14 protein-coding genes and 2 pseudogenes are annotated in these 21,423 nt (G+C 70.1%); 10 read left to right on the top strand and 6 right to left on the bottom strand.

What is annotated here, in order from left to right; translation table 11 throughout:
- Positions 1–68: 68 nt before the first annotated feature.
- The 4 genes from ACWD3C_RS25140 to ACWD3C_RS25125 form a co-directional block, all read right to left on the bottom strand.
- Positions 69–851 (bottom strand): polysaccharide lyase family 7 protein, encoded by a 783-nt coding sequence (locus ACWD3C_RS25140; protein WP_451147546.1) that lies wholly within the window; start codon positions 849–851, stop codon positions 69–71.
- 160 nt (positions 852–1,011) lie between these two features.
- Complete coding sequence (locus tag ACWD3C_RS25135; protein ID WP_451147544.1) at positions 1,012–3,006, bottom strand: serine/threonine-protein kinase; 1,995 nt, start codon at positions 3,004–3,006, stop codon at positions 1,012–1,014.
- A 136-nt stretch (positions 3,007–3,142) separates the two neighbouring features.
- Entirely contained in the window at positions 3,143–4,582 is a 1,440-nt protein-coding gene (locus ACWD3C_RS25130; RefSeq protein ID WP_451147542.1) for a tetratricopeptide repeat protein, read from the bottom strand.
- A gap of 281 nt (positions 4,583–4,863) precedes the next feature.
- Positions 4,864–5,046 carry a hypothetical protein gene (locus ACWD3C_RS25125; protein WP_451147540.1) on the bottom strand — a complete coding sequence of 61 codons (183 nt, stop codon included), beginning with the start codon at positions 5,044–5,046 and terminating at the stop codon, positions 4,864–4,866.
- A 113-nt stretch (positions 5,047–5,159) separates the two neighbouring features.
- On the opposite strand from ACWD3C_RS25125, the gene ACWD3C_RS25120 reads away from it, so the two are divergent.
- The 9 genes from ACWD3C_RS25120 to ACWD3C_RS25080 all read left to right on the top strand — a co-directional run bounded on the left by ACWD3C_RS25120 (position 5,160) and on the right by ACWD3C_RS25080 (position 17,647).
- Positions 5,160–5,585 (top strand): hypothetical protein, encoded by a 426-nt coding sequence (locus tag ACWD3C_RS25120; RefSeq protein WP_451147538.1) that lies wholly within the window; start codon positions 5,160–5,162, stop codon positions 5,583–5,585.
- 96 nt (positions 5,586–5,681) lie between these two features.
- Entirely contained in the window at positions 5,682–5,894 is a 213-nt protein-coding gene (locus tag ACWD3C_RS25115) for a DUF2997 domain-containing protein (protein ID WP_451147536.1), read from the top strand.
- Positions 5,882–6,472: a 4Fe-4S single cluster domain-containing protein gene (locus ACWD3C_RS25110; RefSeq protein WP_451147534.1), complete on the top strand. Its 591-nt coding sequence runs from the start codon at positions 5,882–5,884 to the stop codon at positions 6,470–6,472. Before ACWD3C_RS25115 ends, ACWD3C_RS25110 begins: the two co-directional genes overlap by 13 nt.
- Positions 6,473–8,020, top strand: a complete 1,548-nt coding sequence (locus tag ACWD3C_RS25105; RefSeq protein WP_451147532.1) for an AAA family ATPase — start codon at positions 6,473–6,475, stop codon at positions 8,018–8,020.
- Positions 8,021–8,025: 5 nt separating this feature from the next.
- Positions 8,026–9,927: a hypothetical protein gene (locus ACWD3C_RS25100; RefSeq protein ID WP_451147531.1), complete on the top strand. Its 1,902-nt coding sequence runs from the start codon at positions 8,026–8,028 to the stop codon at positions 9,925–9,927.
- A 5-nt stretch (positions 9,928–9,932) separates the two neighbouring features.
- The gene (locus ACWD3C_RS25095; protein WP_451147529.1) at positions 9,933–12,236 is read left to right on the top strand and encodes a hypothetical protein; all 2,304 of its coding nucleotides are present in this window, start codon (positions 9,933–9,935) and stop codon (positions 12,234–12,236) included.
- Positions 12,233–13,843, top strand: a complete 1,611-nt coding sequence (locus ACWD3C_RS25090; RefSeq protein ID WP_451147527.1) for an Hsp70 family protein — start codon at positions 12,233–12,235, stop codon at positions 13,841–13,843. Before ACWD3C_RS25095 ends, ACWD3C_RS25090 begins: the two co-directional genes overlap by 4 nt.
- A gap of 65 nt (positions 13,844–13,908) precedes the next feature.
- Entirely contained in the window at positions 13,909–14,316 is a 408-nt protein-coding gene (locus ACWD3C_RS25085) for a DUF1257 domain-containing protein (RefSeq protein ID WP_451147525.1), read from the top strand.
- A 1,594-nt stretch (positions 14,317–15,910) separates the two neighbouring features.
- Positions 15,911–17,647: a BCCT family transporter gene (locus ACWD3C_RS25080; RefSeq protein WP_451147523.1), complete on the top strand. Its 1,737-nt coding sequence runs from the start codon at positions 15,911–15,913 to the stop codon at positions 17,645–17,647.
- A 48-nt stretch (positions 17,648–17,695) separates the two neighbouring features.
- Here the strand turns inward: ACWD3C_RS25080 and ACWD3C_RS25075 are convergent.
- Positions 17,696–17,908, bottom strand: a pseudogene (locus tag ACWD3C_RS25075) (RNA-guided endonuclease TnpB family protein); the annotation flags it as partial.
- A 20-nt stretch (positions 17,909–17,928) separates the two neighbouring features.
- Here ACWD3C_RS25075 and ACWD3C_RS25070 point away from each other — a divergent pair.
- A pseudogene (locus ACWD3C_RS25070) lies at positions 17,929–18,476 on the top strand (chorismate-binding protein); the annotation flags it as partial.
- Between the two features lie 425 nt (positions 18,477–18,901).
- On the opposite strand, the gene ACWD3C_RS25065 reads toward ACWD3C_RS25070, so the two are convergent.
- Positions 18,902–21,214 (bottom strand): FdhF/YdeP family oxidoreductase, encoded by a 2,313-nt coding sequence (locus ACWD3C_RS25065; RefSeq protein ID WP_451147521.1) that lies wholly within the window; start codon positions 21,212–21,214, stop codon positions 18,902–18,904.
- Between the last annotated feature and the right edge of the window lie 209 nt (positions 21,215–21,423).

Raw genomic sequence — 21,423 nt, 5'->3', positions numbered from 1 at the left:
AGCCTGCGCATTGAACACCCGGATGATGTTGGGGTGCCCCAGTGCCCCTCCCTGCAACCGTCCGCCGGTCAGGAGTGAGTGGCCTCGATGCCGGAGATGCGGACCTCGCCGTAGTTGTCGTCGGCGCACGGATCTGAGTTGTCGCAGTTGGCCTGCGTGTAGGCCCCCGCCTTGAAGTAGTTGGTGTCGCCCTCGTGGGAAATCGTGGTCTGCAGCTGCCCGTTGTAGTACACGTCGATCTCCCCGTCCTCCGCCACGAACCTGGCCTCGAACTCGGTGCCCAGTTCGTAGTCGTCGGTGACGAGGTGGTGGTGGCTGTCGTCGCCCTCGGTGATGTAGAGGCTGCTGCCTTCGAGGCGGAAGACCGTGACATCGTCATCCCCGCCGTGGACCTGCGCGCCGACCAGGTGCGGCTTGTCGTCGGGCAGTGCCGTGAACGCCTCGGTGACCACGAGGGTGTGGGTGCCGCGCGTGGTGGACCAGGCGGCTTTCTCCTCGCCGCCCTCGGTCATCTCCCGCAGCTCGGCGCGCGGGTAGCTGGAGCCTCCCGTCGTCACGCCGTTGACGGCGGCCCGGAACCGGACCGCGTCGCAGGCGGTGTTGGCCTGGAACCAGGGATCGGCGGAGAAGGTCGCCAGCTCAGGCTGTGTGATCTCGGTGGGATCCTCGTCCTCGCCGGTGGGCACTGTCAGCTTCCAGTCGGTCAGGTCGAGGACCTCGGCCGGGTACGCGCACCGGGCGGCCGCCCGCTCGTGCGGAGCCGCAGTGTCGGCCTGGGCGGACAGCGTGAGCGCGACGGTCGAAACAGCCGCGGTGATGCCCGCCAGCACACAGGTCCGAGTGCTTGGCATGCAGGGTTTCCTCCCTGTCAGGGGGTGTTCGGTTCGGGCCGACGCGTACCCTAGGCGCCGCAGTCGGGACCGGTCCCGGAACCCCTCGGCTTCCGCGTGAAGCCCTGGACAGTGGCACGGCGGTGCTGGAGTTCTTCCCCTCGCTGACTCCCCGGAAGAGTCAGTACGCCGACTTCAGCGCTCCTCCGGGAAGTTTCCCGTCGTCCTCCCGGCCCACGCTGCACAGCACGTAGCGGAACCCGCCGTCCCACTCGGCCGTGGACTGCCAGCCCCGCATCTCGTGCCCCTGGCCACGGGCCCAGTTGACGCCGTATTTCTCCTCGCAGAGCTCTGCCGTGTCGACGCTGTCCGCCGAGCCGTCGCCCGAGGCCCAGGTCCAGCCGACGATCTGCTCGTGGTGCGGCTTGTCGCAGCTCACCAGGGTGTCGGTGATCTCGCCGTCCTCTTCCTCTTCGGAGTTGATGCAGTCACCCGGGCCCTGCTGCGTGATGTACACCTCGTCGCCGTACTTGCGGAAGTCGCCGAGCGGGCCACCGAGGGTGGCGTTCCTCAGGAAGATCAGGCAGGCCGCTTCCGGTGGCTCGCTCTGCCCGGTCTCCGGCATGAGCACGTACAGAACCGGGTCGGCCATGGTCTTGCGCAGCTCCGCCGTGCGCCGGGTGCACCCGGCCCGTGCCGCCTCCGCGCCGGACGCCTGTACGGCGTCGTCGGCCGCGACGGTCGCGATGACCTGGCCCTCGGGATCATCGTCGTAGCAGTCGACGACCTTCACCCCGGGCCGTCCCCTGAACTCCCCGTCCTTCCAGTCGGCGTCGACGCACTGCCCCGGCGTGAGCCCCTCGCGCAGCCCCACCTGCCGGCCGTACGGGTACGCGCTGCGGGTCACGGTCGGGGAGGGAGTCGCGGCCACCCTCGCGTTGACCTCCGGCCCCTTCGCCTCGGCCCGCTCGTCGTGGTACGTGGCGGCGCCCAGCGCGAACCCGCCGCCCCCGGCCAGCACGGCGGCGAGCGCCAGCAGCACGGGCGTTCGCCGGCCGGGCGCCCGGCGAGCAGCGCCCGAGGTGCGCCGGGCGGAGGTGAGGCGCCCCTTCCAGGAGGGCAGGGAATGGCCGGGCTCCGTCGCGGTGCCGACGTCGCCGGAGTCGGTCGCGGCTCCGGAATCGGCCGGGCTGTCGGCCCGCCCTGAGCCCTCCCGGGGCTCGCCGGAACCTGGAGACCGGCCCGACCCGGATCCGTCGCTCGCCGAGCCGTCCCCCGATCCGGCCGACGCCCGAGCAGATCCGGGGAGCACGGGCAGCGGCGCACCACGGGTCCCGGTTCCCGTGGCCTCGGCGAGCAGTTCGCCCGCCTCCGCCGCCTGCGTGCGGTCCAGCGGGTCCTTCGCCAGCAGCCCCATGATCACGCGGCTGAGTGGCTCGCTCGCCCGCGGCGGCGCGTCGGGTTCCGTGGTCAGCGCCGCCATGAGGGTGGCGTCGACCGTGTCCCGCTCGAAGGGGGCGGTGCCCTCAAGGGCGCAGTAGAGGGTGACGCCGAGCGAGAACAGGTCGGACGCGGCAGTCGCCTCGCCGCCGGACAGCCGCTCCGGCGCCACATAGCCGGGGGTGCCGACCACCATGCCCCTCTGGGTGACCCGGGTCTCGCGGGGCCGCAGCGAGATGCCGTAGTCCGTGAGCAGGACCCGGCGGTCGGCGGCACCCGAATGGTCCGGTGCCAGCAGGATGTTGGAGGGCTTCACGTCCCGGTGGATGATGCCGATCCGGTGCCCTGCCGAGAGCCCGTCGAGGGCGGCCGCACCGATCCGGGCCACCTCGTCGCTCGACAGCGGGCCGCGCTCCTGCACCACAGCGCTCAGGTCCCGCGTGCCCGGCAGATACTCCATCACGATCCACGGGCGGTTGCCGTCCTCCACCACGTCGTACACGGTGATCACGTTCGGGTGCTCGCGCAGCTGCGCCGCCTTCAGTGCCTCCTTGCGCCCGCGGGCGACGGCGACGCCGCCAGGTCCGTTCGGCTCGTGCGGTACATCGATCTCCTTGACCGCGACCCGGACCCGGAGCTCGTCGTCCTCAGCCAGCCAGACGTCTCCCCCACCGCCGGAACCCAGCCGCTGCCGCAGCCGGTACCGCCCGGCGATGACCCGTTCCTCCTGTGCCACCAACGCCCCCTTTTTCGGCCGCGCCTCCCGACCGGCCGCCGGAAGCTCCCGGCGGTCGCCGCCCCATGCTCACTCGCCCCACTCGGGAACCCTCCCGAACCGCGGACCCCAATGAAGCCACGGTCCGCGCCGCCGCTCACCGTACGACGAGCGGCCGGAAGGCGGACTTCACATCGGACTTGGACTCTTCGACGTACTCGCCTCTCGTCGCGCTCGGGGCGACGTCGCCGTAGGTGTAGTACGTGATGACCGCCGGGCAGCTCGTGCCGTTGATCTGGATCGTGCGGTTGGCGACGAGCTTCCCCGTGCGCAACTCGTAGACCTTCACCGGGATCGCGACCTTGTAGAAGGTCACGGACACAAGGGAACCGGAGTCCCTGTCGCGGTACGGGCATGTCTCGACGGAGCTTCCGAACCTCGTCTCGCCCATGCAGACCACCAGGACCGCGTCGGTGGGGCCGTCGGCCTTCCAGGAGCCGGGGAGTTTCTCCGAGTGGTCGATGTCGTACTCGCCGTCGGGGTAGAACAGCGCGCGGTTCGTGCCCTTGCCGAGGGGCTTGGCGCCGCTGTACTTCGCCGGGCTGGAGCAGTACTCGGGCTGCGCGTCGGTGCGCTCCGTGAGCAGGCTGCGGACGCCTGCCAGCTCGATGCTCAGCGTGGCCTTCCTGGCGCCTTTGCGGGCCTTGCCCGCGAGGTCGTCGCCCGGGTACTGGTCGAGCAGCTGCTCGTAGTGGGTCCGGGCGTCCTTCCACCTGCTGTCGGCCATGAGTTCCTCGCCGCATCCGACGAGCGCGGCGGGCGCGGTCCGCGCGGCCGTGTCGGCGGACCGGTCCAGTACATCGTGGCTCCGCTTCCGGTCGCGGAGCCAGTCGGTGACGGCGACGGTGTCGCAGGGGTCCTTGGCGGGCAGGCTGCCGAGGAATCCGTTCAGGGTCGCTTCGACCGTCTTTTCGTTGCCGGGTTCCGCGAGGACCGAGGCGAGTGTGCCGAAGCCGTCCTCCAGGGCATCGGTGTCCCCGGTCAGCGCGGTGGTCAACCCGGTCCGGGCCGTCTGCAGCCGGTCGCATGCCTCGACGGCCTCGTCGCCGCGGGCGGTCAGCGGGGCGTCGGCGATACGGTGCCCGAACCACACCCTGTCCTGGGCGCTCGACACCCGTGCGCAGTCGCCGCTTTCGCGTGCCTCGGTGACGCTCCGGCCGATCCTGGAGGCGTCGAAGCGCGTCAGCCCCACGGCCAGCAGCACCGGCAGCGTGATGCCGAGCGCGACCAGGCGGCGGCCGCGCACCGTACCCCGGCCGCCGCCTCCGCGTGCGAGGAACCACCCGTGGGCGACAACGGCCGCCCACCACAGGAGCACAGCGACCTCGTACGACGACGAGGCGGTCGCGACGAGCCTGGACACGAGCACGGCGGTGCCGGCCACGGCGGCGAGGGCGAGCCTGCGCCGCCGCAGCATCAGATAGCCGACGCCGAGCAGGGAGGCATTGCCCAGGGCAACGGCCATCGGGTCGTGTGCCCTGACCTCGTCGGGCGCGGAATTCGGCATGACGGGTGCGGCGTACGTCGGGTCGTTCATCCTGACCTCCCCCGGTCGCGGAACGGGTCCGGTGCCCGCATTGTTCGGCTCCGCACCCGGGACGGGTCCCGTGAGCCCGGCGGTGTGGACAACGACCCGCCCCGAGCCCAACGCCCCGGAGTCCCCGTGAACGAACCCGCCACCCCTCCCCCGCCTTCGCGACGGCACTGGCGGCCGCGGCCGCGCTCGCCGTCGCGCTGCTCCTGGCGGGGTGCGGCTCCACACCGGACAGCAGCGAATCCGCCCCCGCCCCGGTCTCGAAGCAAGACCACCGACGGCACCTACGAGGTGGCCGTGTCCCGGCCGGTGGACATCGCCGTCAACGGCGGTACGTTCTCCGTGACCGCGGTGAGGCCCGGGGACAGTCTCGACTTCGAGCTCCCGAAGCGTCGCTTCGCTGCCGGTCCGATGGCCTCCGCCGCGTTCTTGTTGCCGCCCATCCGCAGGATCAGCACCCGGTCCATGCCGGGCCGGTATCTCCCTCCGGGAGGGGTCCCGGAGCTTCGGGCGGATGATCCCGTGCATGACCCGGCGCGGATGGCCTCGGACCGCCGGACCACAGCACAGGGAGGGCACGATGACCGGCTCACCGGACGACGACCACCGTCCGCATCCGCCGCCGGCCGAGCGCCCCATACACATCAACGCGGCCGCCACGCTGCTGATCCTTTCCGCACTGATCGCCGCCACCATCGCCGTGAACGACCCGGAGCTGACGCAGTTCGTGTACCTGCTGCTCTTCGTCACCATCGGTGCGGCCACCCGCTTCCGCAAAGGCGGGCACACAGCCCGCATCACGGCGACGGTGACGGCCGCGCTGTTCCTTCTCTATCTGGGCCCGCACGTGATCCGGGGGTTGCTGGACGCGGGCGGCGTGTTCCAGCCGGAGTACGCGGCCCGGGCCATCCTGGCCCTCATCGCCTCCGGTACTGGAGTCAGCCTCCTCTACGTACCGCGCAGCCGCGCGTACTTTCACGCGCACCGGCGCCGGCCCGTTCGGTGACGCTTCCGGAGCACCGCCCGCTTCCCTCGGGACCCCTCCCGATCCCCGCCCGGCACAGTGGGCCGAGTCACTTCCTCCCAGGCGAAGGGTGAGTTGATGGCCGAGGAGAGCGTCGAGGTCGTGATCTCGGCGGACGGCACCGTGGAGGTGCACGTCCAGGGTGTCGCCGGGACGCGGTGCCTGGCGGACACCGACGAGCTGGTCCGGCTGCTCGGCGGGAGAGTGGAGCACCAGACGCTCACCGAGGAGGCGTATCAGCAGTACGAGGCCTACGAGGCCGGGGAGCAGGACCGCCTGTGGCACGGGTGAGTGGGCTGGACACGCCGTGGCGGCTGCATGCTGCTGTCCCCCGAAGTGCCGCGAACGGGCCCGGTGTTCGCCGTGTCCTGTGGAGTCAGGGGTGTGCGCTGGGTTGTCCCGGCTGCTTCAACCCCGAGACCCACTCCGGGGCGGGTGCCGGCCTGGTCCGCAGGGTCGGCGAGGTGGTCGAGGAGGCGCTGGCCGACGCAACGGGCATCGAAGGCGTCACCCTCACCGGTGGTGAGCCGTTGGAGCAGCCCGCCGCGGTCGCCGCGTTCTGCGCCGAACTGCGGGCCCGCAGCGGCCTGTCGGTGATCGTGCTCACGGGGTTCACCCGTGCCGAGATCGAGGCCGACCCGGCCCGGGCGGCGGCCGTCGCCGACGTCGATGTGGTGATCGCCGGACGGTACAACGCGCGGCTGCGGCTGGCCCGGGGGCTGCGCGGCTCGTCGAACAAGGAGTACTGGATGCGCACCGGGCGCTACACGGCGGACGATCTGGTTGCCGTGCCGGAGTTGGAGATCACCATCGCTGACGACGCGACGGTGACGTTCACCGGCATGGTCGCGCCGGGAGGAGAGTTCTGAGTGGGCACTGTGGGCATCGCTGACGAGATCCGGCTGTATCTGCGCGCCCGGGTGGCGCTGATCGTGCTCGTCACGGTCGAGGAGCAGCGGGCGCTGGAGGTGCTGGACCAGGTGCGGCGCGACCGGGATCCGTCGTCCGACCTCGTCACCTGGGACGTCGCCGACGGCCTGGATTCGGCGTCGGGCCGGCAGCTGCCCAAGGCGGCCACCCCGCCGGACGCGTTGACCAAGATCAAGGAGCTGGCGCAGAAGGAGCCGCGCCGCCGCGACCTGTACGTGCTCAAGGACTTCCACGCCTTCTGGGAGCGCGACCCGGTGGTACGCCGGCGCCTGCGCAACCTCGCCCACAAGCTCGTCTTCACCGGCTCCTCCCTGATCGTGACCACGCCCGTGCGCACCGTCCCCGTCGAACTGGGCGACGACGCCGTGGTGGTGGAGATGCCGCCGCCCGAGGCCGACGCGCTGCGCCGCGAGCTGGACCACCTCATCGACAGCACCAAGGGGGTGAAGTCCACGCTCACCCAGGCGGGGCGCAGCCGCCTGGCGCAGGCCGCGCTGGGCTTGACCGCCGCGCAAGCCCGCCGGGCCTTCGCCAAGGCCATCGTGCGCGACGAGGTGCTCGACGACCGGGACATCGACGCGGTGCTGGCCGAGAAGAAGGCCGTCATCCGGGAGAACGAGGCCCTGGAGTTCTACAGCGCGGAGGAGAGCCCCGACGACCTGGGCGGACTGGACGTGCTCAAGGAGTGGCTGCGGCTGCGCGAGCGCGCCTTCGGCGACGCCGCCCGCGAGTTCCGCCTGCCGGCGCCCAAGGGCATCGCGCTCATCGGTATCCCCGGCACCGGCAAGAGCCTCACCGCGAAGATGATCGGCGGGCTGTGGCGGCTGCCGCTGCTGCGCCTCGATGTCGGCGCGCTGTTCGGTTCGCTGGTGGGTGAGTCGGAGGAGCGGGTGCGCAGGGCGCTGCGGCTGGCGGAGACCGTGTCGCCGTGTGTGCTGTGGATCGACGAGGTGGAGAAGGCACTGGCGGCCGGGGGCCACGACGGGGGCACCTCGCAGCGGGTCTTCGGCACGGTCCTGACCTGGATGCAGGAGAAGACCGCGCCGGTGTTCGTGGTGGCCACCGCCAACGACGTCAGCGCCCTGCCACCGGAGACGCTGCGCCGCGGCCGGTTCGACGAGGTGTTCTTCCTCGACCTGCCCGCGGAGGAGGAGCGCCGCGAGATCATCACCGTCCATCTGCGCAAGCGCGGCCGTAAGCCGGAGATGTTCGACGTGTACCAACTGGCCCGGATCTGCGACGGGTTCGTCGGCGCCGAGCTGGAACAGGTCGTCGTGGACGCGATGTACGAGGCGTTCGCCGAGGAACGTGACATCACCACCGACGACATCGCCCACGCCGCCGCCCGCACGGTCCCGTTGAGCAAGTCCCAGCGCGAGGTCATCGAGGACCTGCGCGCCTGGCTGCGCGAGGGCCGCGCCCAGTCGGCCTCCTTCACCGGAACGGACCGGGGGCCGGAGCGGCAGGCGCCGGTACTGGAGGTGTAGCGGGGATGGCCCGGCTGACGGGGGCGGGCGCGGCCCGGCTGCTGCGGCGGGCGTCGCCGCGGCGCGCGGACGGCTCCCGCGGCTTGCGGGCCCGGCGGGCGTGGCGGCGGCTGGTCCGAGCGTGCGCGGCCGGGGACCCGGCCGCGCAGGAGGCCGTCCGGGCCGCGGAGCTGCCGGAGTCCGACGTGCTGGAACTGCTGGCCGTGGCGCCGGCCGAGCCGGCCGACCGAGCCGCGTATCTCACCCTGATCGGGCAGGCCGAGCAGCGCCACTCCCTCGATCCCGACGGCTCGCTGCTGGCCCTGGCCTACCGCGCGGCGCCTCCGGAAGTACGGGAACGGCTGCGAGCGGTCATGGCCGCCGAGGGCGATGCCGAAGTCATCCGGGTCGTGGTCACCGGCGAACGGCGTGACCGTATCGCCGAGATGTCGTACGACGAACTCGGCTACCTCGGTCACCACCTGGCCGAGCACCAGCGCTGGGACGAACTGCGCCGGCTCGCCCTCGACCTGCCCTTGGCCAAGGCCGCGGCAGCCGCCCGCCTGCTGCCCGGCCACCAGCGCACCGGAGAACGCGGTGCGCTCCTGACCGCGCTCGCCGAATTCCCTCCCGAGCGGCTGGCCGCCACCGTCGAGAAACTGCCACGGGAGACAGTGGTCCCGTACGCCGTCGGCCAAGGAGGACTGGTTTCCTTCTCCCCCGACCAAGCCGAACTCGCCGTGGTCGCGCAGTCGCCACCCGGTGTGCCTGGCCCCGACGTCCTGATGGAGACCCTGCGGATCGCGACCGGCGAAATCACCCCGCACTTCCGCGACGAACGGACGACCGGGCGTGAACGGACAAGGACCGGCCGCCTGTCGTGGGCCACGGCCCACTCGATTCTGCATCTGGGTGACGAGCTCTACCGAATGGATTCGCTGTCGGGAGATCCGCCGGGCGAGGCCATCACCCGTGTCCGTCCCGGGTATCACGAGATTCTTCTGAACGCCCCGGATGTCGTGTCGGGGATGGGGCGGGCCGGCACGGGCATGGTCATGGTCACGTCGTCCGGACTCGCGTTCGTCGACCGCGGGGCCTCCCGCCTCCGGCACGTTCCCGTTGCCCGGATCGCCGCGGAGGTGAGGGAGGCCAGGAAGCTCCTCGGGCCGGGGGCTCCCGCAGGGGGCGTCCTCTGCACGATCGCGACCCTGCCGGAATCCCAGTTGATCGCGATCGCCACCAGCCACTCGGTACTCGTGGTGGACGAATCCGGGGCCGTTCTCCACTACAAAGCCGGCGGCGCGACCACGGTGAGCTTCCTCGGCCCGGATGCGCTGGCGTTCGTCTCGGCCTCCGGGCGGGGGCATCCTCGCAAGGTCCAGGTCCTTTCGACGTCCGGAGATATACGGCGCGATGCTGGGCACCCCCCGCACGGGGGCGCGTTCGACGGCATCCGGACCCTCGCGTCAGGGAGCAGGCCATACAGCCCTGCCGAAGAGCTGGGATTTCAAAGGGCATTCACAAGACTGGGGGAACACCCCCTCGACTCCCTTTTCGCCACGCAACTCCACAGGCTGGCGCACGACCTCCCCACACTGATCGCGGTGTCCACGCGGGGAGACACTCTCGTCACCGCTGCGAAGACGCACGCCGAGAGCGGCTTCCTCGACGGCATCGAGGTGCACAACTCCCGTCTGCCCGCCGCACGCGAAGCCCTGGAACAGCCGTTGCTGCACGGCACCCCTCGACAGTGGCACCACGTGCGGGAACTGCGTACGAAGGTCGCCGACCTCACGGTACGGACGGCACTCGATCTGCTCGCGGACGCCCTCGCGGACCGCTTCGGCGCGGACATCGCGCTCGGCAGCGGCCCCGTGGCCACGGGCGGCCCGTACGACATCGCCCTCAGCGCGGACCGGACGGAGTGAGTTTCATGCGGGTACGGATCGCCGTGCTGGTGCTGCGGCTGCCTCTCGGGCAGCGCTCCCGGTGGCGTCTTGGGGCGCTGGTGACCGTGGTGCGCGCGGCCGACGCCGGTGTGCCGGCGGCCATGCGCGCCGTCGCGGGCGCCCTTGAGTCCCTTGGACCGGAGACGGTGTGGCGGACATGGGCGGAGCCGCCGGCGGCAGGACCGTCCCGGCGGCGGTGGACCTCCCCACTCGTGGCAGAGCTGCTGGACAGGGATTCGGCGCGGATTTCCGACGTGCTCGTGGACGCCGGCTGGCGCGACTGGCTCGATGCCCACGAGGACGAGTTGTGGTCGTTGCTGAGGCATTGGAACCGCGCCCCGACGGCCTCCGAGCCACAGGTGCGTTTCCTCAGCCGTCTCGCGCTCGACGACGGCGATGGCTGCGGCGGGACGGTCGACGCCCGGATGCTCGCCGATGCCGCCGCCCGCTTCGATCACCCCATCGGTGAGCGGGCTCGTGCCCTCCTCCTGACGCTGAGCGATTCCGCGGCCGTCGACCTGTTCTGCCGTACGGCACTGGAGTCGCCCGAAGCGGCGGCCTTCTGCGCCGGGCACCACCTCGCGCCCGCCGATCAGGTCCAACGCGCCGTGTTCTTCGTACGTACCGGGCAACTGGAGCAGTATCGGGCGCTGGATCCCGACGGCTCGCTCCTGGCGCTCGGCTACCGGGGCGCCTGCGCCGAGGAGCGCTTGGCCCTGCGGACCGCGATGAGCGGACTCGGCATCCTGGATGTGCTGCGTGTACTGGCGGGACAGGGTTCCCAGCAGGCGGACTTCACTTCCTTCGCCGAGCATGAACGTGCGTATCTGGTAGAGCAATTGGCGGACCGGCGTGACTGGGACCGCTTGTGGTCCCTCACGCTGCTGATGCCGCTGCCCGAAGCGGTGCGGGCGGCCGACGAGTTCGGTGACTGGCGGCCGTCCGGCGAGGACGAGCGTCGTGTGTTCGAAGCACTGCGTGCCGCGGACTCGAATGCGGTAACCCGGTTCGTCGACGCCCTGGCCGGCACAGGTTCGCTCAACTCCATCCCCCGCACCCGGATCTGGCCGACCGATCCCGACGAGGAGTCGATCGCGGTTCACGCTCTCGACTTCGCCCCGGACGGCACACAACTCGCCTTCGCCGGACGAGGGACCGGACATTGCGCCGGAATCGTGGATCTCGCCGGCCTGACGCTGGTGTGGTTGGAAGACGACCTCCCGCACCCGGCACAGTGGATCGCGCATCTGGGCTCAGACACCATGATCGTCGTGGCGCGTGGGCAGATCCACTACGCCGACGAGACCGGCACGCGGGCGCTCGACACCGCGCCCAGCGATGGGCGCGGCGTGGAGCGCATCGCCGGAGACCGTGCCTTCATCGTGCCCGCAAGGAACCTCGAACTGACGGGCGAGTGGGCGATGTTCGTCGGCGACTCCGACGGGCCCTTTACCGACAGTGGCATACCGCTCGGGCGGAGGCTTGTCGTTCCGAGGGGCTCCGCCGTGGATGCGCAGGGGCGGCTGATCGCCGTGGTCGGTGAGAACTCCAACATCGTGGTCGCCGACATCGCCGACTCTGCTGTGAACAAGCTCATTCGCCCCGAAGCCACGGGATACGGCATGCAGCAGGTCGCCATCTCGCCTTCCGCGTTTGTCTGCGGCACCGTAGACGGCGGCCTGCATGTGTGGCACGAACCTCTCACGACCTCACAGGCGCCGATCACGACCCGTCCCTGGACGTACAGGACATCTCCGATCCACCTCGCCTGGTCACACGCACTGGACCGGTTCCTCGCCGTTACAGGAACGCATCTCCAACTCCTCGACGTGCCGCCGACACGTGACACGCCCATGCCCGACGACCCCGTGTCCGAGCAGGTCCCCCTACTCGCTGACACCCCTCGTGCCACGGCGCGTTGCGCACGGGTGTCACCGAGGGGAGACCTACTGGCGGTGGGGGACCTGGAAGAGGGCACCGTCGACATCTACGTCCTGACCGCCCTCACCCTTCGTCCATTCATCGCCGACCCTATGGGCGTGATGAGCCACAAGGACCTGACGAAGGTGGTCGCGGTGATGGAGCACCCGGTCCTGAACGAAATGTCCCGGCAGGCGTTGGGACTGCTGCGCACGTGCCTGGAACACCGCTTACGGCACGACGTCGGAATCGGCGAGGCGGCAGGGTCGGTGAGGTCGGCAGGATCGGCAGTCGCGGGCGACTACGAGATCGAGCTGGGCGAGCATCCGGAACGTGGTCGACCTCAGGAACGTAAGGGAGACGCATGACCACCCGAATCGGCATCGACTTCGGCACCGCCAACACCGTGGTCGCGGGCTGGGACCACCAGGCGGGCCGCGGCATCCCCGTTCCGCTGCCCGGCGTCGACGTGCTGCGCGAGGCCGGCCCCGGGCCCACCCAGCGGGTGGTGCCCTCGCTCATCGCCTACGCCCACGACGGCACCGCCGGCCGCCTCGGCGCCCAGGTCACCCCCGAGATGGACGACGACCCCGGCTTCACGGTGTTCGCGTCCACCAAGAGCAACGTCTCCGGACACGCCTACGACGCCGCCCGCCCGGTCGGCGACCGCAAGGTCACCGGTCGCGAGGCGGCCACCCAGTTCCTCAGCGACATCATGGCGCTGGCCCTGCTCGCCATCGAGGACGACGACCTGGAGATCGTCGCCACCGCGCCCGTGGAGTCCTTCGACGGCTACCGCGACTGGCTGGTGCGGGAGGTCCGCGACGGGCTGCCCACCGCCCGGCTGCGGGTCGTGGACGAGGCCACCGCGGCCGCTGTCGGCTACAGCGCCCGGCTCAACCCCGGCGACGCCTTCGCCGTCATCGACTTCGGGGCCGGCACCCTCGACGTCGCCGTCGTCCGCGTGCAGGAACCGGACGCGGCCGGGTCGGGCGCCGGGGTGCGCACCATCGCAAAGCGGGGCCTGGACCTGGGCGGTAACACCATCGACGCGCTCCTCGCCGAACACGCCATCGGCCGCCTCTCCCTGCCGCACGGCGACCAGATCGGCCGCAACCAGGTCTTCCGCCGCCTCCTGGCCTCCGCCGAACAGGCCAAACGGGAGCTGGCCACCGCGGAACGGGCCGCCATTCACGCCGCCGACGCACGCACTGACCACGTGCACCAAGTCACCGTCACCCGCGGCGACTTCGATGCGCTGCTGCGCGACAAGGGCGTACTGCGCCGGATCAACCAGGCCCTGCGCTCCTGTCTCGACCTGGCCACCGCCCGCGGCTTCACCGCCGAGGACATCCGGGGTGTCTTCCTCGTCGGCGGCAGTTGTCTCATCCCCGCGGTGCAGGACCTGGTGCACCTGCACTTCGACCCCGACGTGGTGCGCCTGGACCGGCCGTTGGAGGCGGTGGCGGCCGGGGCGGCCGGAATCGCGGGCGGCAGCGAGCTGTTCGATCACATCCAGCACGACTACGCGATCCGCCATGTCGACCACGACACCGGCGCCTACGAGTTCGAGACCCTCGTCGAAGCCGGCACCCCCTACCCCACCGAGGAGCCGGTCAAGACACTCACCGTCAGGGCGGTGCACGAAAAGCAGCGCAGGCTCGGCCTGGCCGTGTACGAACTCGCCCACGCCACCTACCGCGACGCCGGCGCCGAGCTGGAGATCGCCTTCGACACCGGCGGTGGCGCCCGCACCGTGACCGTCACCCCGCAACAACGCCAGCAGCGGTCCATGCTCTGGCTCAACGAGGACAGCCCCACCTTCCTGGAGGCCGACCCGCCCGCCACGGCTGGAGAGGACCGCTTCCGCCTGGAATTCCGCATCGACGCCCACAAGCGCCTCACCGTAACCGCCTACGACCTGCGCCGCCAGACGCTGGTACTGAACGGACAGCCGGTCGTCCGCCTGGCGTGACCACCTGGCTGCGCCGCCCCTCCCGTCAGCGACACCGACACCGACACCGACACCGAGGAATCGTCATGTCACACTTCACCCGCGTCCGCACCGCACTGCGCGACCCCGACCTGCTCGTCCAAGCCCTCGCCACGCTCGGATTCACCACCGTCGAGGCCCACGACACCCCGCAGACCCTCTACGGCTACCAGGGCGACGCCCGCCCGGAACGCGCCGAAGTGATCATCCGCCGCGCCCACATCGGCCGCCTCAGCAACGACATCGGCTTCCGCCGCCGCGACGACGGCACCTTCGAAGCCGTCATCAGCGAGTACGACAGGTCCCACTTCGACCAGCCATGGCTGACCAAGGTCGCCCGCGCCTACGGCCACGCCGCCGCGCTGCGCTACGCCGAGGACAACGGCTATGAGGTGGACTCCGACGTACTCGAAGAGAACGGCCGACGCCGCCTTGTCCTGCGCCGCTACACCTGAAGCAGGCAGCGATCCCAATGACGTACTGAAGAGTCGCCCTTGCCCGTGTCGGCATACCCCGATACGGCCTCTGACCTGCTGCTTCACAAGTCGGGACGACAGGATTTCAACCTGCGGCCCCTTGACCCCCAGTTATGTGGGGTCTGAGCGGCGTGCGGCGGGTCGTTCTTCGAGGTCAGTGTCGAGCGTACTCGGCCGAGTAAAGGAGTCAGGCGTCGAAGTCCTCATCGTGCCACAGCCCGTCCAGCCGGTCCCGCACCCACATCGCCGTCGTACCACGGGGATTACTCGCCCGCGCCACCCACGCGTCGCGGAAGGAACTTGCTCACCAGAACGCGGACGGAGGGACACCGGCTCGCCTCGGAGAAGACGAACGACCTGCGAAACCAAGCCGAGCCTGCCCGATCACCATGTCCTCCCGCCTGAGAATTCCAAGATCCCCGACAGAGTCGCTCATTGGGGATCGTCCAGTTCCACATGCATGGTCTGTCCTCAGTTCTTGTGTGGGGTAAGGGGGTTGGGGGACCGTGTGGTGAGCGGGAGTGCACACGGTAGGGGAAAGTACGGAACGCCGGGTTCACTAGGAGCGAATGCGCCCGCGCCGGGGGCTCGCAGGAACGCATTCGAGCTGCTGCTCTCCTACTCAGGCAGGAGAAGCGGATCCCTTCTCCAGGCCACCGCGAGGAACACGCCCCGCCGATGAAGGCGTCGCCCGGTGAACGGCCCTGGCTGTGGCTCCTGTTGCCCATTACCCCCCAGTCGGCCATCCTGTCGCCGTTCCTCAACCGTGGTTAGAGACCGCCGACACCTCCGCCAGGTGCAGCGATCGCGACATTCAACGGATGCCGACGAGCAGCTGCTGGGCATGCCCCGCAGCTCCCTCAGGCTGTGCGCGCCGCCGGTTCCCCGCTGCTGCAGGGCATCAGTGGCGCCGACAGCTGCTGCTGTCCACGGAGGTGTCCGGAGCAATCTCAGCTGCGGAGCGGGGGCTGTTCAGCGTAGGGTTCTCACTCTGGGCGGCTGATGAGTTCGACCATGAACTCGATCGCCCGGTGGGCCCGGTCGCGGCGGCGATCCTCACGGCCCAGAGCCACCTGCACGCCCTCGGGATCACCGGTTGGCGACGCCTGGGTCACTCCCGCCGTGCGGCTCCGGACCCGGGGACCCGTCTTGGTGATCAGGGGTTACGGCCGCCCTGTGATCGCCGGCGGTCGTGAACTGCCGAAGTGAACCATCAACAGGTACTGGACAAATTCGCCGCTCGTGGGCTCGTTCGGGCGATGAGCAACGGCCCTGCCCGGTGGGCGGGTCGGCAGTGTACTCGAGCCCGTCGCACGCAGAGAGTGAGAGTCACGGGTCGATTCCGATGCTGGTCGAGAGCCCAACGGCTGGCGCGAGGGGTCTTGACGGCGAGACACAAGGAGTGTTCTCTGTTGCGCCTACAGATGACAATCTCTCACTGCGCAACACCTTGCAACGCTGTGCCGCCGCAGCACAAGGCGATCCGAGTCAGCGGAAGCCGCTGAGACCGCCGGGGTCGCACCACGGCGTCCGACCAACCATGCCCGAGCCCGACGACAGAAGGAAAGAGAGCATGGCTGCTCCCCAGATGGCGAAATCACCAACTGACACTTCGGATCAAGAGGAAGCGGGGACCCGGTCCCATACGGCATCGATCGCACCGCGCGTCTTCTGGCCGTCCGCGATCATCATTGTTGCCTTCGTGCTCTACGCCACGATCTTCAAGAATTCCGCACAGGACGTCATCAGTACGGTGCAGGAGGAGATCATCAGTGGCCTCGGTTGGTATTACACAGCTCTCGTCTCACTCTTTGTGATCTTTGCCCTCTGGGTCGGTATCGGCCGCTTCGGAGACATCAAGCTCGGCAAGGACAACGAGCGACCCGAGTTCGGCATGGGCTCGTGGCTGGCGATGCTGTTCGCCGCGGGTATGGGTATCGGGCTGGTCTTCTGGGGTGTCGCCGAGCCGTTGAACCACTTCGTCTCCCCGAGGCCGGGTGTCGGTGAGGGCGAGGCCGCGCGGAGCGAGTTCGCCATGGTCCAGACGTTCCTGCACTGGGGAATCCACCCCTGGGCCATCTACGTCGTGGTCGGCCTCGCCGTCGCTTACGCCGTGCACCGCAAGGGCCGTCCCATCTCGATCCGCTGGGCTCTGGAGCCGCTCTTCGGCGACAGGATCAAGGGCGCCTGGGGCGACGCCATCGACACCGTTGCCATCGTCGGCACCGTCTTCGGCGTGGCCACCTCGCTCGGCTTCGGCGTCCTGCAGATCTCGGCGGGGCTCGGCTTCCAGGGGTGGGTGACCGACCCCGGCACGCCCCTTCGGGTCGCCCTCATCGTCGGCATCACCCTGCTCGCCACCATCTCCGTGGTCACAGGCGTCGGCAAGGGCATCAAGTGGCTGTCGAACATCAATATGGGCCTGGCCGGCGCGCTGATGGTGTTCGTGCTCATCGCGGGTCCGACGCTGTTCATCCTCAACGGCTTCGTCGAGGACATCGGCGCGTATCTGCAGAACCTCCTCGCGCTGAGCTTCGACACCGGCGCCACCCACGGCGCCGAGGGCACCGCATGGGTCAGCGGCTGGACGGTCTTCTACTGGGGCTGGTGGATTTCCTGGGCTCCGTTCGTCGGCATCTTCATCGCCCGTATCTCCCGCGGACGGACCGTTCGTGAGTTCGTCACGGGTGTGCTGCTGGTACCGACTCTGCTGACCTTCTTGTGGTTCGCCATCCTCGGCGGCTCGGCGCTCCACCACGAGACGGTCGGTGACGGCGGACTGGTGGGCGAGGACGGCGCGGTCGGTACGGACAGCGCGCTGTTCCAACTGCTCGACACCCTGCCGGGCGGCACGTTCGTCGCCGGGGTGACGCTCCTGCTGATCGTGCTGTTCTTCGTCACCTCCTCCGACTCCGGCAGCTATGTGGTCGACGTGCTGGCCTCCGGCGGCGACCCCGAGCCGCCGGCCTGGAGCCGCGTGTTCTGGTGCGCCGCCGAGGGGGCCGTGGCCATCGCTCTGCTGATCGCCAGCGGCACGGGAACGTCGTCGCTGTCCACGCTGCAGACGGCGGCGATCATCACGGCACTGCCCTTCAGCCTGGTGATGATCGGGATGTGCCTCGCCACAGCCAAGTCCTTCCGCCGGGAACACCACGCCTATCTCGCCGCCCAACGCAAGAAGCAGGAGGAACGGCTCATCGACCAGGCCGTCACGGCGTTCGAGGAGGGCCTGGAGAACGGGACTTCGTCGAACGGGGCCAAGGACGACCCGGCGGGCGCGCCCACCCCGGTGGACGCGCCCACCACATAGCCAGGAACCCATGCGCCGCGCGCCTCGGCATCGGACGTGAGGGTCGTAAGCCTCCTGGAGCGGTGCTCCAGGAGGCTTACGACGTCCACACCAGCCGGGTCCGGAGCAGCCCGGACGAGCACCACGCGGCCCGGAGTCCCTGTCCCTGGGAGGGACGACTCCGCACGCGACGCAGGTATAGGTACGTTCCGAAAGAGGAAGTGGGTGCTTGGTTCCCGCTCCGCACGACGTACAGTCCATGGTGGTGTGCGCGGGTGACCCTGCTCGGTGGCGCCGATGGCGTGCACCACCTGTCTCCTCTCGCCCGCTTCGGCGAACTCGTCGCCACTGACCTGCGGGATGTCACCAGCGACCCCGCGGCCCTGGACTCGACCGGCTTCTGGGCGGTCGTCGCGGACTACGAGGGCCGGCTGGTCTGCGCCCGCTTCGGGAACGTACGGCAGGAGCCCGTCCCACCCCCCGGCCCGGCGCCTGGTGCGGCCCCACCGCCGGTGACTGGGCGTCCTCGCTCGACCGCGCAGCGTACACGGCTGGCGTACGGCGGATCCGCGGGCACATCGCGGCGGGCGAGGTCTACCAGGCGAACCTCTGCCGCGTGCTGTCCGCTCCGCTGCCCGAGTCCGGGGGACCGCCCACCGACGTGGACGCGCTGACCGCACTGCCGGCCCTGGGCAACCCGGCCCCGTACGCGGGTACGGTCCGGCTGCCCGCCCACGGCGTGGAGGTGGCCACCGCCTCGCCCGAGCTGTTCCTGCACCGCATCGGCCGGGTCGTGGAGTCCGGGCCGATCAAGGGCACCGGGCGGACCGCGGCGGACCTGTTGGAGAAGCCAGTGCGGTGGGCTTCCGCACGAACGACGGGTGATGGCGCCGGGCCAAGCCAATGTTGCACATAATGCAACTGGATTCACCATGAGTACGCCTGCCCCTGGAGGAGTGCCGTCAAGGGGTGGGCCGCACAAACGACGGACAGCCGACCGGAAACGTCCGGCCGACTGTCCGCGACCGTCGGCACAACGGCGCCCAACCGCCCTTCAGCAAGGACCGTTGAGCCCGACACCCTTCATACGGCCGGGACAGTCCCGGCGTCGGCCCGGTCCGCCTGGCCGGCGCGTTGGGCCGTCCTTCCGATTGACCGGGCAGCGGCTATCGGAGGCTTCCGCCCCGGTGCGACCGCAGTCGAGGAGATCTCGGCCCGGCTCGGCCACCTTGGCGCGGGTTGAAGCGCGCGCTCCGGCTCGGGAGCGCAAAGGACTCACTGGCTCGTGGGTACCCCGGCGGCCGGCTCCAGCCGCACCACGATGGACTTGGAGGTGGGGGTGTTGCTGATGGCCGCCGTGGAATCCAGGGGCACCAGGACGTTGGTCTCCGGGAAGTACGCCGCGCAGCAGCCGCGGGGCGTCGGGAAGGCGACGGAACGGAAGCCCGGTGCCCGCCGCTCCACCCCGTCCTCGTACTCACTGACGATGTCGACGAGGTCGCCGTCGACCAGGCCGTGGGCGGTGAGGTCGTCCCGGTGCACGAACAGCACCCGGCGTCCCTGGTGGATGCCGCGATAGCGGTCGTCCAGTCCGTAAACGGTGGTGTTGTACTGGTCGTGCGAACGCAGCGTCTGCAGCAGCAGCCGGCCTTCCGGTACGCGCAGGATCTCCAGCGGGTTCACGGTGAAGTTGGCCCGGCCGGTGGCGGTGGTGAAGCGGCGCTCGTCGCGGGGCGGGTGGGGCAGGGCGAAGCCGCCGGGTCGGCGCACTCGGTCGTTGAATTCCTCGAAGCCGGGGATCGCCCGTGCGATGCGGTCGCGGATGCGGTCGTAGTCGGCCTCGAAGTCCTCCCAGGGCACCTGTGGGTCGCGGGCCCCGAGGGCGGCCCGGGCCATCCTGCAGATGATCGCCACCTCGCTGAGAAGGTGATCGGAGGCGGGGGCGAGCCGTCCTCTCGAGAGGTGCACCATGCCCATGGAGTCCTCCACCGTCACCAGTTGGGGCCCCGAGGGCCTCAGATCGGCCTCGGTGCGGCCCAGGCAGGGCAGGATGAGCGCCTGTTCTCCGGTGACCGCGTGTGACCGGTTGAGCTTGGTGGAGATCTGCACGGTGAGCCGGCAGCCACGCAGCGCCTGCTCCGTCACCTCGGTGTCGGGGGCCGCGGCGACGAAGTTGCCGCCCAGCCCCACGAAGACCTTCACCCGGCCGTCGCGCATGGCGCGGATGGTCTCGACGGCGTCGTGACCGTGGTGACGTGGTGGTTCGAAACCGAATTCGGCTCCGAGTGCGTCGAGGAAGTCCTCGCTGGGCTTCTCGTAGATGCCCATCGTCCTGTCGCCCTGCACGTTGGAGTGGCCGCGCACCGGGCACAGCCCGGCACCGGGACGGCCGATGTTGCCGCGCAGGAGAAGGAAGTTGACGACCTCCCGGATGGTCGGGACGGAATGGCGGTGCTGGGTGAGGCCCATCGCCCAGCAGACGACGGTCTTCTCGGCCGCGAGTACCTCCCGGAACGCGGCCCTGATCTCCGTCTCGGACAGCCCGGTGGCCTCCAGGACGTCCTCCCAACTGGTCTTGCGGGCGTGCTCGGTGAACTCCTCGAAGCCGTGCGTGTGCGCGGTGATGAAGGAGGCGTCGAGGACAGTGCCGGGCGCCTCGTCCTCCGATTCCAGCAGCAGCCGGTTGAAGGCCTGGAACAGCGCCTGGTCGCCACCCAGCCTGATCTGCAGGAAGAGGTCGGCCAGTTGAGTGCCGCCGCCGACGACGCCGGACGGCCGCTGGGGGTTCTTGAACCGGAGCAGGCCGGCCTCGGGCAGCGGGTTGACCGCGATGACGCGGGCGCCGCGCTGCTTGGCGCGCTCCAGGGCGGAGAGCATCCGCGGGTGGTTGGTGCCGGGGTTCTGGCCGACGACGAGGATCAGGTCCGCCTCGTGGATGTCCTCCAGGCTGACGCTGCCCTTGCCGATACCGATCGTCTCGACCAGGGCCGCACCGCTGGACTCGTGGCACATGTTGGAGCAGTCCGGCAGGTTGTTGGTGCCCAGCAGCCGGACGAACAGCTGATAGACGAAGGCGGCCTCGTTGCTCGCCCGGCCGGAGGTGTAGAAGGCGGCCTGGTCGGGGTGGTCGAGGGCGGCGAGTTCCCGGGCGACGACCGCGAACGCGTCCTCCCACGAGATCGCGCGGTAGTGATCGCTTCCCGCCGGACGGTACATGGGACGGGTGAGGCGCCCCTGCTGTCCGAGCCAGTAGTCGCTGCGGCCGGCGAGCTCGTCCAGACCGTGCTCGGCGAAGAACTCCGGGGTGACCCGGCGCAGCGTGGCCTCCTCCGCCACGGCCTTGGCCCCGTTCTCGCAGAATTCGGCACGGTGCCGGTGTTCCGGTTCGGGCCAGGCGCAGCCCGGACAGTCGAAGCCGTCCTTCTGGTTGACCCGGAGCAGGGTGAGCAGGCCACGACGCGCTCCCATCTGGGTGCCTGCGTGGCGCAACGAGGAGGTGACCGCCCGAATTCCGGCGGCGTAGTCCTTCGGTGGGCCCACCCGCAGTCGGGCGTCGCCGGGATCCTCAGCAGGTGCTTTGCGGGTCATCGATGGTGCTCCGCGGTGTGTGGGAATCAGTGGAAGCCGGTCCGCCGCCGGGCTTCACGGACCACGTCGCATCAAGCGTCGCTGCCCGGGCGACGGTGGCACGGCCAGGCGAGGTGTTGCTCATTGCGCCGAGTATTTCTCATTACGAAACACCCAAGGAAGCCCGCCCGGCGGCTTTCTGTCAAGACAACACCCTTGACCGGACCCCC

Source organism: Streptomyces sp. NPDC002845, assembly GCF_053591955.1.
This window is presented reverse-complemented; position numbering and strand designations above follow the sequence as displayed.